16 protein-coding genes and 1 pseudogene are annotated in these 21,290 nt (G+C 50.8%); all 17 read left to right on the top strand.

Going from position 1 to position 21,290, the window contains the following annotated elements:
• Positions 1–4 precede the first annotated feature (4 nt).
• The 17 genes and pseudogenes from ACFRAM_RS10405 to sigG all read left to right on the top strand — a co-directional run bounded on the left by ACFRAM_RS10405 (position 5) and on the right by sigG (position 21,208).
• The gene (locus tag ACFRAM_RS10405; RefSeq protein WP_379465795.1) at positions 5–397 is read left to right on the top strand and encodes a hypothetical protein; all 393 of its coding nucleotides are present in this window, start codon (positions 5–7) and stop codon (positions 395–397) included.
• Between the two features lie 45 nt (positions 398–442).
• Positions 443–2,668 carry a penicillin-binding transpeptidase domain-containing protein gene (locus ACFRAM_RS10400; protein ID WP_379465794.1) on the top strand — a complete coding sequence of 742 codons (2,226 nt, stop codon included), beginning with the start codon at positions 443–445 and terminating at the stop codon, positions 2,666–2,668.
• Between the two features lie 82 nt (positions 2,669–2,750).
• The gene (locus tag ACFRAM_RS10395; protein ID WP_379465793.1) at positions 2,751–4,676 is read left to right on the top strand and encodes a stage V sporulation protein D; all 1,926 of its coding nucleotides are present in this window, start codon (positions 2,751–2,753) and stop codon (positions 4,674–4,676) included.
• A 108-nt stretch (positions 4,677–4,784) separates the two neighbouring features.
• Positions 4,785–6,272, top strand: a complete 1,488-nt coding sequence (locus ACFRAM_RS10390; protein ID WP_379465792.1) for a UDP-N-acetylmuramoyl-L-alanyl-D-glutamate--2,6-diaminopimelate ligase — start codon at positions 4,785–4,787, stop codon at positions 6,270–6,272.
• A complete protein-coding gene (locus ACFRAM_RS10385; RefSeq protein WP_379465791.1) occupies positions 6,269–7,672 on the top strand; it encodes a UDP-N-acetylmuramoyl-tripeptide--D-alanyl-D-alanine ligase in 1,404 nt (467 codons plus the stop codon). The genes ACFRAM_RS10390 and ACFRAM_RS10385 overlap by 4 nt, the downstream gene beginning before the upstream one ends.
• Before the next feature lie 21 nt (positions 7,673–7,693).
• Positions 7,694–8,659: a phospho-N-acetylmuramoyl-pentapeptide-transferase gene (gene mraY, locus ACFRAM_RS10380; protein ID WP_175372879.1), complete on the top strand. Its 966-nt coding sequence runs from the start codon at positions 7,694–7,696 to the stop codon at positions 8,657–8,659.
• A 3-nt stretch (positions 8,660–8,662) separates the two neighbouring features.
• Positions 8,663–10,084, top strand: a complete 1,422-nt coding sequence (murD, locus tag ACFRAM_RS10375; protein WP_379465790.1) for a UDP-N-acetylmuramoyl-L-alanine--D-glutamate ligase — start codon at positions 8,663–8,665, stop codon at positions 10,082–10,084.
• 48 nt (positions 10,085–10,132) lie between these two features.
• Positions 10,133–11,230 (top strand): stage V sporulation protein E, encoded by a 1,098-nt coding sequence (gene spoVE / locus ACFRAM_RS10370; protein WP_175372881.1) that lies wholly within the window; start codon positions 10,133–10,135, stop codon positions 11,228–11,230.
• A 5-nt stretch (positions 11,231–11,235) separates the two neighbouring features.
• Entirely contained in the window at positions 11,236–12,348 is a 1,113-nt protein-coding gene (gene murG, locus ACFRAM_RS10365) for an undecaprenyldiphospho-muramoylpentapeptide beta-N-acetylglucosaminyltransferase (RefSeq protein WP_379465789.1), read from the top strand.
• A 258-nt stretch (positions 12,349–12,606) separates the two neighbouring features.
• Positions 12,607–13,890: a UDP-N-acetylglucosamine 1-carboxyvinyltransferase gene (murA, locus tag ACFRAM_RS10360; RefSeq protein ID WP_379465788.1), complete on the top strand. Its 1,284-nt coding sequence runs from the start codon at positions 12,607–12,609 to the stop codon at positions 13,888–13,890.
• Positions 13,891–13,956: 66 nt separating this feature from the next.
• Entirely contained in the window at positions 13,957–14,706 is a 750-nt protein-coding gene (locus tag ACFRAM_RS10355; RefSeq protein WP_379465787.1) for a cell division protein FtsQ/DivIB, read from the top strand.
• A 346-nt stretch (positions 14,707–15,052) separates the two neighbouring features.
• Positions 15,053–16,315, top strand: coding sequence for a cell division protein FtsA (gene ftsA / locus ACFRAM_RS10350; protein WP_175372885.1), 1,263 nt, complete (start codon positions 15,053–15,055; stop codon positions 16,313–16,315).
• Positions 16,316–16,378: 63 nt separating this feature from the next.
• Complete coding sequence (ftsZ, locus tag ACFRAM_RS10345; protein WP_379465786.1) at positions 16,379–17,500, top strand: cell division protein FtsZ; 1,122 nt, start codon at positions 16,379–16,381, stop codon at positions 17,498–17,500.
• Between the two features lie 111 nt (positions 17,501–17,611).
• Positions 17,612–18,336, top strand: a pseudogene (locus tag ACFRAM_RS10340) (Rpn family recombination-promoting nuclease/putative transposase).
• Between the two features lie 258 nt (positions 18,337–18,594).
• Positions 18,595–19,545, top strand: coding sequence for a sigma-E processing peptidase SpoIIGA (spoIIGA, locus tag ACFRAM_RS10335; protein ID WP_379465784.1), 951 nt, complete (start codon positions 18,595–18,597; stop codon positions 19,543–19,545).
• Positions 19,546–19,627: 82 nt separating this feature from the next.
• Complete coding sequence (sigE, locus tag ACFRAM_RS10330; protein ID WP_066364125.1) at positions 19,628–20,347, top strand: RNA polymerase sporulation sigma factor SigE; 720 nt, start codon at positions 19,628–19,630, stop codon at positions 20,345–20,347.
• A 78-nt stretch (positions 20,348–20,425) separates the two neighbouring features.
• Complete coding sequence (sigG, locus tag ACFRAM_RS10325; protein ID WP_066364124.1) at positions 20,426–21,208, top strand: RNA polymerase sporulation sigma factor SigG; 783 nt, start codon at positions 20,426–20,428, stop codon at positions 21,206–21,208.
• Positions 21,209–21,290 lie beyond the last annotated feature (82 nt).

Genomic DNA, 21,290 nt, shown 5'->3' with positions numbered 1-21,290 from the left:
AGAGATGGCCTATACCCGCGGCAACTTGGCAGTCCAGCCCAAAAGAAAAGAAGAAAAGAACCCACTATACCGCGAGAAGACAAAAGTAGTCACCAGGCGAATGGTGCTCCCCATGCAAGAGAAGCTGCTGTACATGCTGACTCTAAGTGTATTTGTCCTGGTAGCCGTCACCCTGATTTGGCGTTACGTTCATATTTACGATTTGAACAAGCAAGCGCAGAAGCTGGATGCTGAAATTGCCAGAGATAAGAAGCAGATCGCTACATACCAGATGGAGAAGCAGACACTGGAGCAGTTGATCCCGATAAAGGCCAAGGAGCTGGGTTTTGTCCCGCCCAATGAAGATACTACGATATTTGTTCCGAAATCAGGAACATCTACTGACGGAGATAACTAGTAAGCGATTGGCAAGATCGCAATAATAGAGTATGTGAGGTTAGGTATGATTAAAAGAATAAAACTTCGCACGCTGTTTATAGGAGGGTGTATTACCCTCTTTTTTCTTGTTTTGGTCGGAAGGGTGTTCTATATCCAGGTGCTAAACGGGGATTTCTGGCAGGAACGGGCACAAAAGCAGTGGGCGCATACTTCCACAATTAAGGCGACCCGCGGAGTGATCACCGACCGCAATGGAAGCACGCTGGCCAGCGACGTCCCTGCTTACACTGTTGTTGTGAACCCTGAGGTGATAAACACGATAGGTATTGGCGATGAGGTGATCGCCGGTCTCAAGGATCTGCTGAAGAAGCCGGAGAGTGAGCTGCGGAAGCTAGTGGAAGCCAAGGATGAGAACGGTAATTTTTTAAAGAACCGTGAAATTCGTAACGAAGGCTGGAAAATCGATCAGGATCTTTATGAGAAGGTAGTGGCTTTTCGGGATAAGCTGAAAGCAGAGCATAAGATTCAGGAGACGGGGATCGGATTTGTACGGGAGCAGAAGAGATATTATCCTAAGAATACCCTTGCAGCCCATATTCTCGGGTATACAGACCGTGACGGCAAAGCCGTTATGGGTTTCGAGAAGTATTTTGACGATCAGTTGAAAGGTAAGGACGGGCAGTTACTTTATAAGAGTGACGGTAAGGGAATCAAGCTGCCCAATGCCGAGGAATCCTATCAACCGGTAGTTAATGGAAACAATTTCAAGCTGACGATTGATAGTACCATTCAGTATTATATCGAAGAGGCGATGAAAAAGGCCGTTAACCAGTATAAGCCAAAAAGTATGACTGTCATCGCGGCAGATCCGAACACAATGGAAATTCTGGGGATGGCGAATATGCCCACCTTCAACCCTAATGCCTTTTGGGAAACTAAAGATCAAGGTGCTTTCCGGAACCATGCCATCCAATCTATTTATGAACCTGGCTCTACGTTCAAGATTGCTACACTAGCCGGGGCAGTGCAAGAGAAGCTGTTCAAGCCCGATGACACATTCATGTCTGGATCGATCCGGATCAAGGGCTACAGCAAGTCACTGCATGATATCAAAAAAGCTGGCTGGGGCCAGATCTCGTTTCTTGAAGGTGTAAAACGCTCCAGTAACGTAGCTTTCGTCAAACTAGGCTATGAAATGCTAGGACAGGATAGACTCTTAAAGTATATTGAAGATTTTGGTTTTAAAGAGAAAACAGGTATAGATTTGCCGGGGGAAGTTACGGGTAGAGTATCGCCCCAATACCCCGTTGAATTTGCCACACTGGCTTATGGTCATGGTAAGGTACAGGTAACCCCGATTGAGCAGTTAACGGCGGTTGCAGCTATTGCCAACGGCGGGAAGCTGATGGTTCCGCATGTGGTCAAGGAAGTAACCAACCCGAATACAGGACAAACTGCGGTTACTAAGCCAGAGGTTGTGCGTCAGGTGATTTCGGAGGAAAGCGCTAGGGAGACCGGGGGTTATCTGGAACAGGTGGTTGCTGACCAGACTATAGGTACTGGACGTCATGCCTATATTGAAGGCTACCGGGTAGCAGGGAAGACGGGAACGGCTATTAAGGTTGAGGGACAAGACTATGTGAAATCCAAGGTGCTTGTATCCTTTATTGGCTATGCGCCCGTGAATGATCCGAAAATTGCCGTGATCGTTATCATTGATGAGCCGAACGTCGAGGTAGGTGGCGGTACAGCGGCAGGGCCAGTGTTCAAGGAGATTGTGTCCCAGTCGCTGCAATACATGGGTGTGCCGAAGAACGTCACCAAAGATGATAAAAACAGTAAAGAACCAGTCAAAGCGGCGGCTCCAGCTCTGCGTACGGCTCCAGATCTTCAAGGGAAAACGATGAAGGAGGCCCGTGAACTTCTGCTCGCCGGTGGATATGATTTCGAGACTGTTGGCCAAGGCGCTTCTGTGGTCAGTCAGTATCCGCCTGGCGGAACGAAGCTTGCTTCAGGCCAGCGGATTTATCTGCTGAGTCAGGAGGGGGATTCGTCAGTCATTCCGGATCTGAAGGGTCAGTCCTTGCGTGATGCGCTGGAAGTGCTCAGCCTTATGAAGGTTGGCATCGTTGTACAGGGTGAAGGTTATGTAACTGAGCAAGTAGAGAGTACGAAGAATGGCAAGAAGCTTATCACTCTCAAATTAACTCCGCTCAACGAGCCAGGGGGAGATCAGGCGGCGGCCGATCCACCTCCGGACGGAGAGAATGAGGCCAAAAGCAATCCATAGGCTTGTTCTAACCCCTGTTTGTCCCGAATAGTCATGAAGGTAAGAGCTCATGTCTATTACCTGGGAAACGGGGGAGAACGGAATGAAGGTATCGAAAGTTACAAGCCGCCGAAGAATGTTGTGGACGCTGCTAGGACTGGCTTTGTTGTTTGGTTCGCTGGCGGTTCGGCTGGCTTATGTACAATTGTCTAAAGGCCAGGAACTAACTGCTAAAGCTGAGGATTCTTGGCGCCGGAATATTCCCTTTACCGCCAAGCGCGGTGAAATATTGGACCGTGAAGGTGTACCGCTGGCATATAACGTCAGTTCGCCTACGATCTACGCCATTCCTGTGCAAGTAAAAGATAAAGAGACGACAGCACAGCAGTTGGCACCCTTGCTTGGCATGACCAAGGAGAAGCTTGTGCCTATGCTGTCCCAAAAGAAAGCCTCGGTGAGACTGCAGCCCGGCGGCCGTAAAATTACGATGGAGCTTGCCGCCGAAATTCGTGATTTGAAGCTGCCGGGCATCGTTGTGGCTGAGGATAGCAAGCGCTATTACCCCTACGGTGATCTTGCAGCGCATATTCTAGGCTTTACAGGGATAGACAACCAGGGCATTACCGGAGTAGAGAGCATCTATGACAAGTTGCTGCAGGGTATTGGCGGTAATATCTCTTATCTCTCCGATGCCGGAGGGCGTTTAATGCCAGGTTCCTCCGAGAAGTATTCCAAGCCTCAGGATGGACTTAATCTGGAACTGACGATTGACAAGCAGATTCAGTCGATTATGGAACGAGAGCTGGATCAGGCAATGGTGAAGTATCAGGCTCAGGGCAGCTGGGCCATTGCCATGAATCCCAAGAATGGCGAGATTTTGGCGATGGCCAGTAGGCCGGGGTATGAACCCGGGCAATACAAGGAATATGATGCTCAGACCTATAACCGGAACTTGCCGATCTGGATGACCTACGAGCCAGGGTCTACTTTCAAGATTATTACCCTTGCGGCTGCGCTGCAGGAGGGGAAGGTTGATCTGCAGAATGATCACTTCTTTGATCCTGGTTTTATCGAAGTCGGCGGAGCGAGACTCCGCTGCTGGAAGAAAGGCGGCCATGGCAGCCAGACTTTCCTGCAGGTTGTCGAGAACTCTTGCAACCCGGGCTTCGTGGCCCTGGGTCAGCGGCTGGGTAAGGATTCATTGTTCAAATACATCCGGGATTTCGGTTTTGGGAGCAAGACGGGAATTGATTTGAACGGTGAATCGAATGGTATCTTGTTCAAGCCATCGCAGGTGGGGCCTGTCGAGCTGGCAACAACGGCGTTTGGCCAAGGTGTCTCGGTTACACCGATTCAGCAGATCACAGCAGTATCGGCAGCAATCAATGGCGGCAAGTTATATAAACCGCATGTAGCCAAAGCCTGGATTAACCCGGATACAGGGGAAACCGTCTCAGAGGTGGAGCCTGAACTGGTGCGGGAGGTTATTTCTGAGGAGACCTCAAAGAAGGTTCGGGCTGCGCTGGAGAGTGTGGTTGCCAAGGGCACTGGCCGCCCGGCTTTTATTGATGGATACCGGGTAGGTGGCAAGACAGGTACAGCCCAGAAGGTCATTAACGGCCGCTACTCTCCGACAGAGCACATCGTTTCCTTTGTCGGTTTTGCGCCAGCAGATGATCCGCAAATCGTTGTTTATACGGCGGTGGATAATCCGAAAGGCATTCAGTTCGGGGGTGTTGTCGCCGCACCAATTGTACAGAATATTTTGGAAGACTCCTTGCATTACATGAAGGTGCCGGAACGAACAGACCAGCTAGCCAAGAATTATAAATACGGGGAAACGCCAATTGTGACTGTACCTGACCTCACTGGCGCCACCGTACAGGATATTTATGAAGATCTGAATATGAACTTTACACTGGCCCGCTCCGGAACGGGCAATACCGTAATCAACCAGGCCCCCAAGCCGGGAGCCAGAGTGGAACGGGGATCCACCATCCGCATTTACATGGGTGCATCACCCGAATAACCAGCAGCGGATGAAAGTGAGAGACCCCCAGAGCGCCAGTATCAAATATGCATTCCAAGAGGTATACTACTGTATCTCTTATCCGAAAATGTAGAGTGAGGGATTACTATGAAAGTTAACGAATTGGCATCCTGTCTGGCCGTATCGCATCTATACGGGGCAGGAGATATTGAGATCAAGAATCTGCAGACAGATTCCCGCCGGGTACAACCGGGCGACTTGTTCATCTGTCTGCCCGGCCACACTGTAGACGGGCATGAGTACGCCTCACAGGCAGTGGCGAACGGGGCTGCTGCTATTGTGGCGGAACGAAGACTTGACCTTGATGTGCCGCAAATCGTAGTAGGCGACAGTCGTTTTGCGATGTCTGTACTGTCTAATGCCTTTTTTGGTTCCCCGAGCAGCCGCATGCGGATGATCGGTATCACGGGTACTAACGGTAAAACTACGACAACCTATCTTATTGAACGGATCATGGAAGATCATCAGGTGAAGACAGGACTCATTGGAACCATTCAAATGCGCTATGATGGTCAAAGTTATCCGATGTCCGGAACCACTCCCGAATCACTGGAGCTTCAGCGTTCACTGAGCGATATGGCGAACAAAGGCGTGCAATTATGCGTCATGGAAGTGTCCTCGCATGCGTTGGAACAAGGGCGTGTGAAAGGAACAGATTTCCGCACAGCGATATTTACAAATTTAACCCAGGACCATTTGGATTATCATCATACAATGGAGGAGTACCGGGCAGCCAAGGGTTTGTTCTTCTCCCGCCTGGGCAATGTCATCTCCCCTTGGAAGGAAGAGCGCAAATACGCGGTGCTGAATGCAGATGATGGGGCCAGCGCTTATTTTGCTTCCCAGACCGCTGCAGAAGTCATTACATACGGCATTGACAATGAGGCCAATGTCCGTGCTTCTCAAATCTCGATCACTGCAAAAGGAACATTTTTCCATGTTGACACGTTTAAAGGAAAGACGGACATATCGCTGCGAATGGTCGGCAAGTTCAATGTGTACAATGCGTTGGCTGCCATTACGGCCGCTCTTTTGGAGGATGTGCCGTTAGAGGAGATCAAGGCTAGTCTGGAAGCTGTTCCTGGTGTGGCCGGACGGGTGGAATCCGTGGACGAAGGTCAGGAGTTTGCGGTGATCGTGGATTATGCGCATACCCCGGATGGCCTGGAGAATGTATTGCGTGCTGTGCAGGAATTTGCGACGGGCAAAGTACTGACCGTATTCGGATGCGGCGGGGACAGAGACCGCACCAAACGTCCGCTGATGGGCAAGATCGCCGCCAAGTACAGTGATGCCATCCTTGTTACCTCTGACAATCCGCGCACCGAAGACCCACTGCTGATTCTGAAGGATATTGAAGCCGGGTTGGTGGAGGACGGGGTTGCACGGGAACGCTACGAACTGATCGCAGACCGGAGAGAAGCTATCAGGAAAGCTATTGAAATGGCAAGCCCCGGCGATGTAGTATTGATTGCGGGGAAGGGTCATGAGACCTACCAATTGATCGGCGGAGTGGTTCACGATTTCGATGATCGCGTCGTCGCTAAAGAAGTGATAAGGGGCCGAAGCTATTGATTACTAGTACACTTGAAAATATCGCCGCCATGTGCGGGGGGCAACTCTTGGCCCCTGCTGCTGCCGATATAGAGGTTACGGGAGTCGTTACGGATTCTCGCAAAATTGTGCCTGCCTGCTTGTTCGTTCCGCTGGTAGGCGAGAAGTTCGATGGACATGACTACGGTGCTGCATCGCTTGCGGCAGGGGCTGCTGGCACGCTCTGGCAGCGTGATAGGGGACCTGCTCCCGAGGGTGGGGTCATTCTCGTTGAAGATACGCTAATAGCTCTTCAGAAGCTGTCCGCTTCTTATCTGGATATCGTGAAGCCTCAGGTCGTAGCCATTACGGGTAGTAACGGTAAAACAACGACCAAGGATATCGTTACTGCCTTGTTAGAGAGCCAATATAAAGTTCATAAGACACAAGGTAATTTCAACAATCATATCGGTTTACCGCTAACGATTCTGTCGATGGCATCCGATACCGAGGTGGCCATCCTTGAGATGGGCATGAGCGGTCGGGGAGAAATTGCTCTTCTGGCTTCACTGGCCCCGCCTGATATCGCCATCATTACCAACATTGGCGAGTCCCACCTGCTGCAGCTCGGCTCTCGTAAGGAAATCGCCCGGGCGAAGCTGGAAATTGCTGAAGGCTTGAAGCCTGGCGGTCTGCTGGTCTATAACGGGGATGAGCCACTGCTTGCGGAAGTGATGGAGGAACCGGGGTTCCAGGCTCCGCAAGAGATGAGGACCTTCCGTTTCGGCCTGGCCGCAGACAATGATGATTATCCGACAGGCATGATGACTCACAGTGCGGGAATGAGCTTCACTTCTCATCTCCATGCCGATCGTGCCTTTACCCTGCCTTTGCCTGGCCGCCATAATGTGGTGAATGCTTTGGCTGCGCTGGCGGTTGCGCGTCACTTCGGCATTACGGAGGAGCATATCGAGCAGGGCCTCGGCGGACTCCGGCTGACAGGTATGAGAATTGAAGTGATCTCAGTGCCTTGCGGACTAACCCTGCTGAACGATGCCTACAACGCCAGTCCGACATCCATGCGGGCAGCGATTGATGTCATTCAAGCCATGAAGAGTAGCGGCAGCAAAATCGCTGTGCTTGGGGACATGCTGGAACTTGGGCCGGAGGAAGAACGGTATCACCGTGAAATTGGTAGCTACCTGAATGCCGAAGAGCTTGATTTTGTATTTACTTTTGGCCCTCTGTCTACACATATCGCAGAAGCTGCCACCAAGACATTCGGGCCGGACAGAGTATTCGCTTTTACAGATAAAGCGTCTCTGACTGAACTTCTGATCGCTAAAAGCACGCCAAGAGATATTGTGCTCTTCAAGGGCTCACGAGGCATGCGGCTGGAAGAAGTGCTAGGGTCACTGAATGCACATTATCAACAGACATAGAACATTGGAGGGGGTGTACCCATGGATTATCAATTATTGCTGCTTACTATCGCTGTTTCCTTTATCCTTGCGGTCATTGCCGCTCCGCTCTTCATTCCGCTGCTGCGCAGGATGAAATTCGGACAGCAGGTTCGTGACGACGGGCCTCAGAGTCATCTTAAAAAAGCGGGAACGCCTACAATGGGCGGGATCGTGATCATTGTGGCCTTTACCTTGTCTTTTCTTAAGTTTTCCGTAGTAAACTCAGATTTTTATGTCCTACTTGTGGCTGCGCTCGGCTTTGGCCTGATCGGCTTTTTGGATGATTATATCAAAATCGTCTTCAAACGTTCCCTCGGACTAACAGCGCGCCAGAAGCTGATCGGACAGCTCCTCGTGGGAGCTGTAATGTGCTACCTGTTAATTTCCGCGGGACATAGCACCAGCATCAGTGTACCAGGCACGTCCTGGAGCTTTGATTGGGGTGGCTGGTTCTACTATCCGTTCGTCATCGTCATGATGATGGCCGTCACCAATGCTGTCAATTTTACCGATGGCGTAGATGGTCTGCTGTCCGGGGTTAGTGCGATTGCCCTTGCGGCTTACGCTGTTATTGCCATGCAGACGACTTCCATTGCGGCAGGCGTATGTGCTGCGGCGATGATCGGCGCTGTGCTGGGCTTTCTGGTCTTTAACGCCCACCCGGCCAAAGTGTTCATGGGAGACACGGGGTCGTTCGGGATTGGCGGCGCCATTGGTGCCATAGCGATCGTCACGAAGAGCGAGCTGTTGTTCCTGATTATTGGCGGTGTATTTGTAGTGGAAATGCTATCCGTTGTATTGCAGGTAGCTTCCTTTAAAACCCGCGGCAAGCGTATTTTCAAAATGAGCCCAATCCATCACCACTTTGAACTCAGCGGCTGGTCGGAATGGCGGGTCGTCATCTCGTTCTGGGCGGTAAGTCTGGTGCTGGCGGCAGTAGGACTTTATATCAGCAAGGGGTTGTAGACTATGAAACATCCGGATTTGTATCGTGGAGAAGAGGTCGTCGTTCTGGGTCTTGCCAAGAGCGGCGTCCAGGTAGCCAAAGTGCTGCATGAGCGCGGCGCCGTGGTTACGGTCAATGATAAAAAGGAAAGAGAACAAAGTCCCGAAGCTTCCGAATTGGAATCTTTGGGAATTTCTGTTATATGCGGCGGGCATCCGGAAGGGTTGATTCATCCGGGCATCAAGCTGGTGGTTAAGAATCCGGGCATACCGTATTCCGTGCCTCCTGTTCAAAAAGCATTGGAGCTCGGCATAGAAGTGGTCACCGAGGTCGAAGTGGCTTACCGTCTCTGTGCCGCACCGATGATCGGTATCACCGGTTCCAACGGCAAGACGACGACAACGACCTGGGTGGGTCAGATGCTGGATGCGGCAGGTATGAATCCGATCGTAGCCGGTAACATCGGCACACCGCTCTGTCAGGCGGCACAGGAGGCCACCGAGGACAACTGGATGGTGGTTGAACTGAGCAGCTTCCAGCTCAAAGGAACGGAGACTTTCCGCCCGAAGATAGGCTGTCTGCTGAACGTAGCCGAGACGCATCTGGATTATCACGGAGATATGAAGGATTATGTGGACTCCAAAGCGAAGATTTTTGCCAATCAACTGGATAGCGATACAGCAGTGCTGAACTGGGATGACCCCGTTTGTCGCGAACTGGTGCCTTATGTAAAAGCAGAACTGCTGCCTTTCTCTATGACAGAGGAGCTGGTGCAGGGCGTCTTTGTTAGTCCATCCTATGTACCTGATGTTGAAGACGATCTGGAGCGCGTCATTCTCTACCGTAATTCGGCGGGTCAGGAGATAGAGATCGCTCCGGTAGAGTCTATCAGTCTTCTAGGACGCTTCAATGTGGGGAATGCGCTGGCAGCCAGCGCTATTGCCATAGCGGCAGGGGCTGATCCAGCTGGACTGTCAGCGGTACTGAAGTCTTTCCGTGGTGTAGAGCACCGTCTGGAGTACGTTGCAGATAAAAACGGAGCTGCTTATTATAACAATTCCAAGGCGACGAATTCCCAAGCGACTACGATGGCGCTGACCTCTCTCCGTAGACCGGTAGTGTTGATTGCTGGCGGGCTGGACCGCGGGTCTGATTATCTTGAACTGCTGCCTGTCCTGAGCAGTCGTGTTAAGGCACTTGTGGCGCTGGGAGAGACGAAGGACAAGCTGGTGAACGTGGCGAAGCTGGCAGGACTAAACGCCGTGGTGTCCGTCGATAATGGGGAGAGCGCCGCCGCCGTGCTGGAGCAGGCTGTGCGGGAGGCTTCCGCCCTGGCGGAAGAAGGAGACATCGTTCTCCTGTCACCTGCATGTGCAAGCTGGGACATGTTTACATCCTATGAAGAGCGCGGGCGTATTTTTAAAGAGGCGGTGCATAACCTTTAAGTAGGGGGGCGGATAAGCCCCTACTACGGAAGCAGAGGTGTGCTCCTCATGAATAAATCCCGTCATGCGCCGGATATTTGGCTGCTGATCCCTATTCTTGCCCTGCTGGTTATCGGCATGGTGATGGTATACAGCGCCGGATCCGTCTTGGGCTTTCGCAATTATGGAGACTCGTTTTATTTTGTCAAAAGGCAGCTGTTGTTCGCGGGTCTGGGCCTGGTGGTCATGTTCTTTACCGCCAATACGGATTATCGCGTTCTGAAGAAGTTCGCCAAACCGCTCTTGATTGTTTGTTTTGTATTACTGGTGATTGTGTTGATCCCTGGAATCGGGGTTGTGCGCGGGGGAGCGCGCAGTTGGCTGGGCATTAGCTCCTTCGGCATTCAGCCCTCGGAGTTCATGAAGATGGGCATGATCCTGTTTCTGGCCAATTGGCTGGGACGCGATGATTATGATATTTCCACCTTCACCCGTGGACTGTTGCCCCCGCTGGCACTGATTGGTACGGCCTTTGGTCTGATTATGCTCCAGCCTGACCTTGGGACGGGCACCGTCATGTTCGGCGCCGCATTGATGATGGTCTTCACAGCTGGTGCCCGGATGAAGCATCTGGTGTCACTGGGTATTGCGGGCCTGGCCGGATTTGCCGGGCTGATCGCCACGGCTCCGTATCGTTTGCAGCGGATCACAGCGTTCCTGGATCCCTGGTCCGATCCGCTCGGCGCAGGCTATCAGATTATCCAATCGCTTTACGCCATCGGTCCTGGCGGACTTGGGGGCATGGGGCTTGGAATGAGCCGCCAGAAGTACAGTTATGTACCGGAACCACAGACTGATTTTATTTTTTCCATATTGGCCGAGGAACTGGGCTTTATCGGGGGCTTGGCGGTGCTGACCTTGTTCTTAATTCTGATCTGGCGCGGGATGAGGGTGGCGATGAGCCTGCCTGACCGCTTCGGAAGCTACTTAGCCGTAGGCATCGTCTGTATGGTGGCTGTGCAGGTCGTCATCAACATCGGTGTGGTTATCGGCCTGATGCCGGTAACGGGTATTACGCTTCCGCTGATCAGCTATGGCGGGTCCTCGTTAACTCTCATGCTCACGGCACTCGGCATTCTACTGAATTTATCCCGTTATGCGAGGTGAAAGGCATGCGTATCGTATTAAGTGGCGGCGGCACGGGTGGACATATCTATCCGGCCGTCGCAGTCGCAAGGCAACTGGAAGCAGAGGACGACCAAGCTGCTTTTCTGTATATTGGCGGCACGCGCGGCCTGGAGAGCAAACTGGTTCCCCAGGAGAACATTCCGTTCAAATCTATTGATATTACCGGCTTCCGCCGTAAGCTGTCTCTGGATAACGTTAAGACCGTTATGCGTTTTCTGAAAGGAGTCAGGGCTTCCAAAGAGATGCTTAAAGAGTTCAAGCCGGATGTAGTGATCGGGACGGGCGGTTATGTCTGCGGTCCTGTCGTGTATGCCGCATCAAGACTGGGCATTCCAACATTGATTCATGAGCAGAATGCCATTCCTGGTCTGACTAACCGCTTCCTGAGCCGTTATGCAGATACAGTGGCTGTCAGCTTTGAAGGCACGGAATCCGCGTTTCCTGGTGGTAAACGGGTCATTTATACCGGCAACCCGCGGGCTACTACAGTAACCACGGCAAGCGCACAGCGCGGGTATGCATCGCTTGGTATTCCCGAAGACAGCACAGTTGTGCTGGTGGTCGGCGGCAGCCGGGGAGCCAAGGCTATTAATGATGCGATGATTGACATGGCCCCTTTTGTGGGTAAGGGTAATGGAGTTCATTACGTTTATGTGACGGGCGAGCCTTATTTTGAAGAGACCCGCAAAGCGCTGCGGCAAAAATTGGGGAGTCTCCCTAACTGGCTGCATGTGCTTCCTTATATTCACAATATGCCGGAAGTACTGGCATGCACGTCGCTGATCGTCAACCGTGCGGGCGCATCATTTCTTTCGGAGATTACGGCTTTGGGCATTCCTTCTGTACTTATACCTTCTCCTAACGTAACGAACAATCACCAGGAAGCCAATGCCAGACAGTTGGAACGCGAAGGCGCCGCCGTGGTGGTGTTGGAGAGAGAACTGAACGGGCAGGCACTGCATGGAGCCATTGCCAAGATTATTGGAGATGAGGCTGTTCGCCGTAAAATGTCTGAGTCCTCGCTGCGTTTGGGCAAAAGAGATTCTGCCGCGCTGGTCGTCAGTGAGCTGTACAAACTCGTCGGCAAGCAAAAGTAATTCCTCAGCGGCTAAAGTACAGGCCGCACGACAGTGGGAAATAAGCCTGGATTTAGGGCTGCGGTGGCGGAAAATGCCTTATTGGCAGCCACAGTCACACACCCGAGGGATTGAACATAGGATAATCCTATAATCGTGACAATCACCCAGACACTTCCGGTATTGAAATGAGGCAGGCGGGCGTTCCTGTTCATTTCACGAAGGCCCTGGTACCGGAAGTGTTTGTGGTGGGTGAGCGGTAATCTCGGAGGTGATACATTGGACAAATTGGTGATTGAGGGTGGGAGTCCCCTGTCCGGCACCATTCGGATCCATGGAGCAAAAAATGCGGCGCTGCCGATCCTGGCGGCAAGTCTGCTGGCCGAAGGAGTTCACTCACTGCATAATGTGCCGAAGCTGCTGGACACCGTGACCATGCTGGATATTTTGGACCGGCTGGGCTGCAAAAGTGTGCATGAAGACGAGAGGGTGACGATTGACACATCCTCCGTGGCTACTTCTCATGTTCCAGAGGATTTAATGCGGCAGATGAGGTCCTCGATCTTTCTGATGGGTCCGCTCCTCGCCAGGTTTGGTGAGGTGAAGATATATCAGCCTGGTGGCTGTGCTATCGGCGAACGCAAGATTGATCTTCATTTGCAGGGGCTAAAGGCGCTCGGTGCGGTGATCGAGGAAAGTAGTGGCCAGATCTCCTGCAGGGCGGAAAAGCTTACAGGAAGTGATATTCACCTAGACTACCCGAGCGTAGGGGCGACAGAGAATATTATGATGGCTGCGGCTACGGCGGAAGGCACCACAACGATAACCGGTGCGGCCAGGGAACCGGAGATACAGGATCTTCAGCATTTTTTGAACAAGATGGGAGCCCAGATCATGGGTGCAGGGACTGATACCATCACAATTCAAGGTGTGAAGAAGCTTTATCCCTGTACGTATGAGGTCATTCCGGACCGGATTGTAGCTGGAACCGTAATGATTGCAGCGGCGGCAACACGGGGGAACGTTACGTTGACACATACTAACGCAGGGCATTTGACCTCGCTCATTCATGTGCTCAAGCGCGCCGGTGTTCAAATTACAGTCTGCAATGATATAATTAATGTCAGCTGCATGGGGCGTCCCCGGGGGGTAGAGCGAATAGTGACCTCTCCATATCCTTCGTTTCCGACGGACCTCCAGTCCCAGGTGATGGTGCTGCTGTCGCTCGCCGACGGTTTTAGTGTGATCAAAGAAACCGTGTTTGAGGGTCGCTTCAAGCATGTGGAGGAAATGGCCCGTATGGGTGCGGATATTTCTATTGACCTGAACCGGGCGTTCATCCGCGGTGTGCAGAGGCTCTACGGAGCTACTGTGGAGGCAACTGACCTGCGGGCGGGGGCAGCGCTTGTGATTGCCGGCCTTGCCGCCAACGGGACGACCATTGTCGAGCAGGCGCATCACATAGACCGGGGCTATGACGGTATTGAGAAGTTGTTTCAGAAACTGGGTGCCCGTATTAGCCGCAAGGTACCTGTTCCGGGACCGATTGATTTGGCCAATTAAAGCTCCCTGTCTCCTTCGGAAGAATTGCCCGGGAAGGAGACAGGGCCTTACTACGGAGAAATGAGAATGTCTAAAACCACTGTGCCTCTATTGAAAGAGGACAAGCCCAAAAAGAAAATGAGCCGCAAGGTTACCTTTATTCTAATCCTGCTGTTCACCGCGCTGCTCGCTGTGATTTTTTTCCGTTCGTCTGCCAGCCGGATTACAGAGATAGATTTTGAGGGAAGCAAGTATTCAACGCAAGAAGAATTGCTAGCCCAAAGCGGTCTGCAGACCGGAGGACAGTTCTTTGCTGTCTCCAAGAGCGCTGTGGAGGAATCTCTGATGAAACTGGATACAGTGCAAAAAGCAACGGTAGATAAAAAGTTCCCGGGCTTAATTTCCATACACATTGAGGAGTACCCGGCGGTGGCTTATGAACTGGATCAGGATGGCAGCCTCAAGGCTATTCTCTCTAGCGGAGCAGCTGTCAAGGTAAATGAGACCGGAATTGCCGTCGAGAAGCCTATTCTGACCAATTGGAATCCATCCGATCCGTTTAAGGCAAAGCTCTCGCAGGTACTGGCTGGGATTCCTAATGAGCTGACGAGCGATATTTCTGAAATTGTACCTTCACCGACGCTGTCTTTTCCGGACAGAATCAAGCTGTACACCCGCTCCAAATTCGAGGTGATTACGGCGATTTCGCTGCTAAAGAACAAGGTGGGCTATCTTAATCAGGTCATAGAAACGGAGCAACCCGGATTGATCACGATGCTAGAGGCGGATTCCTACGTTCCATTCCAACCGGAAGACGCAGAAACAGAGGGGAAATAGGTACACAAGAGTAAATAGTCCCTACTAATAGATTTAAAAAAATGCTAAAATAGATTTTATGGGTTATGAGCTCCATCCCTCTTTTTTCTCCGGATTTTTTGGAATCTGAGCATATTTATGGATATATTTTCACTCTTTTGCTTATATTTCTTGTGTGAAATGGTCTGCTTTTTGCTTTTTAGCAGAGTCATTTGCTTCTGGGATAGCTGTATTATTATTCCACTCAAAAAATTTGTAGAAAAAAGAGGGAAAGGATTAGGTATGTTGAATATGTACAGAAGATGTTTCCCGAGAACGGGAAAGGCTTTGCAATTTACTTTGATTATAACAGGAGGTGCCATAGGGCTTGAGCAACAATGACATCATTGTTAGTTTGGACATCGGTACATCCAAAGTTCGGGCGATCATTGGTGAAGTTACCAATGGAACCTTTAATATTATTGGCGTTGGATCTGCTGATTCGGAAGGAATACGCAAAGGTGCGATTGTAGATATCGACCAGACTGTGCAATCAATCAGAAGCGCTGTAGAACATGCAGAGCAGATGGTTGGTATTCAAATATCCGAGGTCTATGTCGGGATTACCGGCAACCATATCGGCCTGCAATCCAGCCACGGTGTCGTGGCCGTTCAGAATGAAGACCGTGAGATCGGTGAAGATGATATTGATCGCGTGATCAAGGCAGCGGAGGTGCTCGCCTTGCCTCCAGAACGCGAAGTGATCGATGTTGTCGCCAAGCAATATATCGTCGATGGCCTGGAGGGCATTCAGGACCCGCGCGGGATGATAGGCGTCCGTCTGGAAGTTGACGCGACCATTATCACTGGTGCGAAGACGCCAATACATAATTTGCTGCGCTGCGTAGAGAAATCAGGATTGAAAGTTAAGGATCTTGTACTGATGTCTCTTGGCGCTGGTGGATTGGCGCTCTCTAAAGACGAGAAGTCGATGGGATCGGTCTTGGTCGATATCGGAGCAGGATCAACTACAATTGCCGTATATGAAGAGGGTTCCCTCACTGCAACCTCTACGATTCCGATCGGAGGGGAATTTGTAACCAATGATATTGCCTATGGACTTCGGACACTGACCGATCAGGCGGAGAAGGTGAAGCTGAAGTATGGCTGCGCCTGGATCGACGATGCGGCTTCGGATGTGGTCTTCAAGGTGCTGCGTATTGGCAGCAACGTGGAGAAGGAGTTCAACCAGGAGGATCTGGCGGCGATTATTGAACCGCGAGTCCAGGAAATTTTCCATCTAATCCGCAAGGAAGTGAAGCGCCTGGGTTACAGTGAGCTTCCCGGAGGTTATATACTATCGGGCGGCACTGTTTCTATGCCAGGTGTGTTAAAGGTTGCTCAAGCAGAGCTGGCGGCATCTGTACGTATAGCTGTACCCGATTATATCGGTGTGCGCGACCCCGGATTTACCGGTGGTGTCGGCATTCTGCATAATGTGGTCCGCAGATTCCGTGGACGCAGTACCGGCGGAAGCGGCAACAAGAAGACGGCGGCCCGCACGAAGCAAAGTGCCGCACCCAACCAGGATACCGCTCGGAAGCCTGGATTGGTGGAACGTCTGAAGAACATGTTCAGCGAGTTTATATAACTGTAAGACCAGATATACTTGGACCGGGCATCCAAGCACTTTTCTAGGGGGAGATGGAACAATATGTTGGAATTTGATTTTGAAATGGAGAGCTTGGCGCAAATAAAAGTCATTGGCGTGGGTGGCGGCGGAAGCAATGCGGTCAACCGGATGATTGAAAATGGCGTTCAAGGTGTCGAGTTCATTACCGTTAACACGGATGCCCAGGCGCTGCATATGGCCAAATCGGAGCATAAGCTGCAAATTGGGGATAAATTGACTCGTGGACTTGGTGCAGGAGCCAATCCAGAGGTCGGCAAAAAAGCGGCTGAGGAATCCCGTGATTTGATCTCAAATACGCTTAAGGGTGCAGACATGGTATTTGTTACCGCAGGAATGGGCGGCGGTACAGGAACAGGAGCAGCACCGGTAATTGCTGAAATTGCAAGAGAGTGTGGAGCATTGACTGTAGGCGTGGTGACACGCCCGTTTACCTTTGAAGGCAGAAAGCGTTCGAATCAAGCTGATCTTGGTATTGAAGCTTTGAAAGAAAAGGTCGATACCTTAATCGTTATCCCGAATGACCGACTTCTCGAAATCGTCGACAAGAAGACCCCGATGCTTGAAGCTTTCCGCGAAGCAGACAACGTATTGCGTCAAGCGGTACAGGGTATCTCGGATTTGATTCAGGTTCCCGGCTTAATCAACCTTGACTTTGCAGACGTGAAGACGATCATGACTGAACGTGGTTCAGCACTGATGGGCATTGGTATCGCTAACGGTGAGAACCGTGCTGCGGAAGCTGCACGCAAAGCGATTATGAGCCCGCTCCTGGAGACGTCTATTGAAGGCGCACGCGGAGTTATCATGAATATTACCGGTGGATCTAACCTTTCACTTTATGAGGTTAATGAAGCGGCAGAAATCGTCACCGAGGCATCGGACCCGGAAGTTAATATGATCTTTGGTGCGATTATCGAAGAGAGTATGAAGGATGAGATCAAAGTTACGGTTATCGCGACTGGCTTTGAACATAAGCCTTCTTCTATGGCTCCTGGTCGTCGTCCGGCAGCTCCGAGTACGAGTACCGAGCCTGCAGCGACGGATAAGAATGCTAATTTGCGTCCGTTCGGCAATCAGAATACTTCTGATCAGCTCGATATTCCAACGTTCCTCCGGAACCGTACACGTGGCAATAATGACTAAATAGATTTTAATGAGATATACGGAAGCACCGTATTGCTTTAGCTGACAGCTATGGGCAATGCGGTGTTTTTTATTGTGCCTGCTGTTATAATAACAATAACGGGAGATGACATGATGGAACTGCTCGATCCCCGGGTGGATTTTGTATTTAAACGAATTTTTGCCAGTGACAACAATAAAGATGTGTATTGGCCTTTCTTAACAGGATTTTCGCCGAGGCGGGAGAACCTGCCCTGGATGAAGTGGTACTGCTGAATCCATATACGGATAAGGATGATCCGCTGGACAAGCAATCTATCTTCGATATATGGGCCAAGACAGTAGATGGCAGAATGATTGATATTGAGAGTGTTTTTCATTTGCGTGAGGATAATAGCGGCATAGCGCTCACCCAGGATATAGAGATACACTTTCTGGAGCTGCCGAACCTGAAATTGTCCTCACCTCCCGAGCAAGAAGGTTTAGTGAACTGGCTGTTATTTCTCAAAGGTATAGACCAATCTCACTGGGAGGTGCTGAGCATGAATGAACCGGTCATGAAGAAGGCCATGGATACATTGCAGTTTTTAAGTCAGGATTCGGAGGCCCGCCGAATTTATGAAGCCCGCCAAAAATATTTGCATGATGAAGCTTCTCTTCGTGATGCAGCTGAGAATGGCTGGGAAAGAGGTTTGCAAAAGGGCATGCAAGAAGGTTTGAAAGAAGGTTTACATGAAGGACAACTAAAGGCTAAGCTGGAAATCGCCAAGAAACTGTTGGCAATGGGGTTAAACCGGTCAGAAATTCGCGAAGCTACCGGACTGAGTGACGAGGAGATTGAATCTAGTAACCCTTAACATTTAAAGTATTACAGATGCCGCGTAAGCAGACGCTTATGATTTAATATAATAATTAGCTTAGGGCCAGCCGGAAACGGCTGGTCTTTTTACGCTGCAATGGCGGTAGCTGTTCTATAACTCGACAAAAAAACCGCAAGAATGCCTCCCAAGTTTAGACAGACTTTGAATACGAGACTTTCTATACTAATCATATCGTCCAAAAAAGAGAGCCTGCTCTATTGTCCGTTTCGGGAATAGATTGCAGTCTGTAGGCAGGTGAATGTCCTGGTAGTTTATATTGACTTGATATTCGCCGCCAATTTGCTGATTGACGGAGTGCTGCTCTGGCTGACGGGCTGGCTGGTCAAGCTCAAAGTATCTTGGTGGAGGCTTGTACTATCTGCTGTGGTTGGAGCACTGTATGTGGTTATGATGTTTGTACCGGAGCTGACCTTCCTCTATACCTTCCTTATCAAGTTCGGATTGTCAGTGATTATGCTGTGGATTGCCTTTGGGTTCGGGAGCCTTCAGCGCTATCTGCGGACGATGGGCGCTTTTTATATCATCAATTTTGCGGCGGCAGGAGGAATTGTTGGCATTCACTATCTATTGCAGAGCTCAGGTGATATCTGGAATGGCATCATGTTCACCGCGGCAGGCGGGCATGCCTACAGGCTAAAAATCGGCATTTGGTTCGTTATTGCACTTCTGCCGTTGGTGCTGCTCTGCTTCAAGGCGGTACAGACTTCTAGGATGAAGCGAGAACAGCTAGAGTCTTATATCGGCGAGGTGACTGTGGAGATTGATGGTGTAACCGTTACCTGCCTTGGCCTGCTGGATACAGGCAACAGACTAAGTGATCCGTTGACTCGTATTCCAGTTATGGTCATGGAGTCGTCGCTCTGGGAGAAGCAGCTTCCAGCATCCTGGAAGGGGAGGCTGACACAGAGTAGTGCGGACCAACTTTTACTGGAGACGGACGGGCAGTCCTTTGCTTGGCAAGACAGAATTCGGCTTGTTCCTTACCGGGGAGTAAACCGAAGTGCATCGTTTATGCTCGCCCTGAAGCCTGACCTTGTGACCATAAGGCTGGATGCAGACACCTTTTGCTGTAAGCGGGTGCTAATCGGGCTGGATGGCGGGACACTTTCGGGAGACGGAGCGTACCGGGCTGTGATACATCCCGATCTGGTTGTGCGGGAAAGCGCCGAGGCGGTGCCTTCCTAATATGGGCATACGACTGACAGACATGTACGTTTCTCAAGGCCATTCTTTTACGAGCCAGGCACATCTTGAAGGAGGAACAAGAATGATCAAATGGAAGATTTCGCTGCAGCTACAATATTACCGCATGCTTTTTCTGCTGGGACTGAAAAGCCAGGAAATTTATTATATCGGCGGGAGCGAAGCTCTGCCACCCCCGTTAACACGCGAGGAGGAAGAGTTTCTGCTGCAGCGGCTGTCTAGTGGTGATGCGGCTGTACGTGCGATGCTGATTGAGCGCAACCTGCGGCTTGTCGTCTACATTGCCCGCAAATTCGAGAACACTGGGATCAACATTGAGGATCTCGTCTCTATCGGTGCGATCGGACTGATTAAGGCGGTTAACACCTTTGACCCGGAGAAAAAGATCAAACTTGCAACCTACGCTTCGCGTTGTATTGAGAATGAGATTCTGATGTATCTGCGGCGCAACAGCAAAACACGCAGCGAGGTCTCCTTCGATGAGCCGTTGAATATTGACTGGGACGGTAATGAACTGCTGCTGTCCGATGTACTGGGAACCGAGAATGATACAATTTACCGGAACATTGAAGAACAGGTGGACCGCAAGCTGTTGCAGAAGGCGCTGGAGAAGCTGAGTGAGCGGGAGCGGCTGATTATGGAGCTGAGATTTGGATTGCGCGGCGGTGAGGAGAAGACACAAAAAGATGTGGCTGATCTGCTGGGCATCTCCCAATCCTACATCTCACGTCTGGAAAAAAGAATTATCAAGCGACTGCGTAAGGAGTTCAACAAGATGGTCTGAGGTGAGATCATCAAGGAATAAAATGCCGGACCGGGGAGATAATGTACAGTAATGTTTCTCCTTGGGAGGTTAATCATCATGACCCGTAATAAAGTCGAGATTTGCGGTGTGGACACATCCAAATTGCCCGTTCTAACGAACGTTGAAATGCGTGAATTGTTCACTTCGCTGCAGCAACAGGGGGAGCGATCCGCCAGAGAGAAATTGGTTAACGGCAACCTGAGGTTGGTCCTGAGTGTAATTCAGCGGTTCAACAACCGGGGGGAATTCGTGGACGACCTGTTCCAGGTGGGGTGCATCGGGCTTATGAAAGCCATCGACAATTTTGACTTATCGCAAAATGTTAAGTTCTCCACATATGCGGTTCCCATGATCATCGGCGAGATTCGCAGATATCTGCGCGATAACAATCCGATTCGTGTCTCCAGATCGCTGCGGGATATCGCCTATAAGGCGCTGCAGGTTCGCGACAGTCTGACCAACCAGAACTCGCGGGAACCGACGATTTTCGAAATTTCGCAAGCCCTTGGCGTACCTAAAGAGGATGTTGTCTTTGCCCTAGATGCCATTCAGGATCCAGTGTCCTTGTTCGAGCCGATCTATCATGACGGCGGGGATCCGATTTATGTCATGGACCAGATCAGTGATGATAAGAATAAGGATGTCTCATGGATTGAGGAAATTGCCTTGCGGGAAGCTATGCGGAAGTTAGGCGGCCGGGAGAAGCGAATTCTATCCATGCGCTTTTTCGAAGGGAAGACTCAGATGGAAGTCGCTGATGAAATCGGCATTTCACAGGCCCAGGTCTCACGTCTGGAGAAATCTGCAATTCAGCAAATGCAGAAGCATGTTAAATCGTAATTATTGGCTTCACTAAAAATGGGATGTCCCTTCGGCCGAATTCAAGGCTTAGGGACATCCCATTTTCTATGTGCATTTCTAA

The sequence above is a fragment of the Paenibacillus sp. NPDC056722 genome, from assembly GCF_042790635.1.
In the GTDB taxonomy this organism is placed as follows: Bacteria; Bacillota; Bacilli; order Paenibacillales; family Paenibacillaceae; genus Paenibacillus_AQ; species Paenibacillus_AQ agri.
The sequence above is the reverse complement of the archived record's forward strand: the minus strand, read 5'-3'. Positions and strand labels throughout refer to the sequence as shown.

Bases quoted from the DNA above. Each gene is read 5' to 3' on its own strand.
- ACFRAM_RS10405 (WP_379465795.1), top strand. From the start codon at position 5: ATGGCCTATACCCGCGGCAACTTGGCAGTCCAGCCCAAAAGAAAAGAA.
- ACFRAM_RS10400 (WP_379465794.1), top strand. From the start codon at position 443: ATGATTAAAAGAATAAAACTTCGCACGCTGTTTATAGGAGGGTGTATT.
- ACFRAM_RS10395 (WP_379465793.1), top strand. From the start codon at position 2,751: ATGAAGGTATCGAAAGTTACAAGCCGCCGAAGAATGTTGTGGACGCTG.
- ACFRAM_RS10390 (WP_379465792.1), top strand. From the start codon at position 4,785: ATGAAAGTTAACGAATTGGCATCCTGTCTGGCCGTATCGCATCTATAC.
- mraY (WP_175372879.1), top strand. From the start codon at position 7,694: ATGGATTATCAATTATTGCTGCTTACTATCGCTGTTTCCTTTATCCTT.
- murD (WP_379465790.1), top strand. From the start codon at position 8,663: ATGAAACATCCGGATTTGTATCGTGGAGAAGAGGTCGTCGTTCTGGGT.
- spoVE (WP_175372881.1), top strand. From the start codon at position 10,133: ATGAATAAATCCCGTCATGCGCCGGATATTTGGCTGCTGATCCCTATT.
- murG (WP_379465789.1), top strand. From the start codon at position 11,236: ATGCGTATCGTATTAAGTGGCGGCGGCACGGGTGGACATATCTATCCG.
- ACFRAM_RS10355 (WP_379465787.1), top strand. From the start codon at position 13,957: ATGTCTAAAACCACTGTGCCTCTATTGAAAGAGGACAAGCCCAAAAAG.
- ftsZ (WP_379465786.1), top strand. From the start codon at position 16,379: ATGTTGGAATTTGATTTTGAAATGGAGAGCTTGGCGCAAATAAAAGTC.
- sigE (WP_066364125.1), top strand. From the start codon at position 19,628: ATGATCAAATGGAAGATTTCGCTGCAGCTACAATATTACCGCATGCTT.
- sigG (WP_066364124.1), top strand. From the start codon at position 20,426: ATGACCCGTAATAAAGTCGAGATTTGCGGTGTGGACACATCCAAATTG.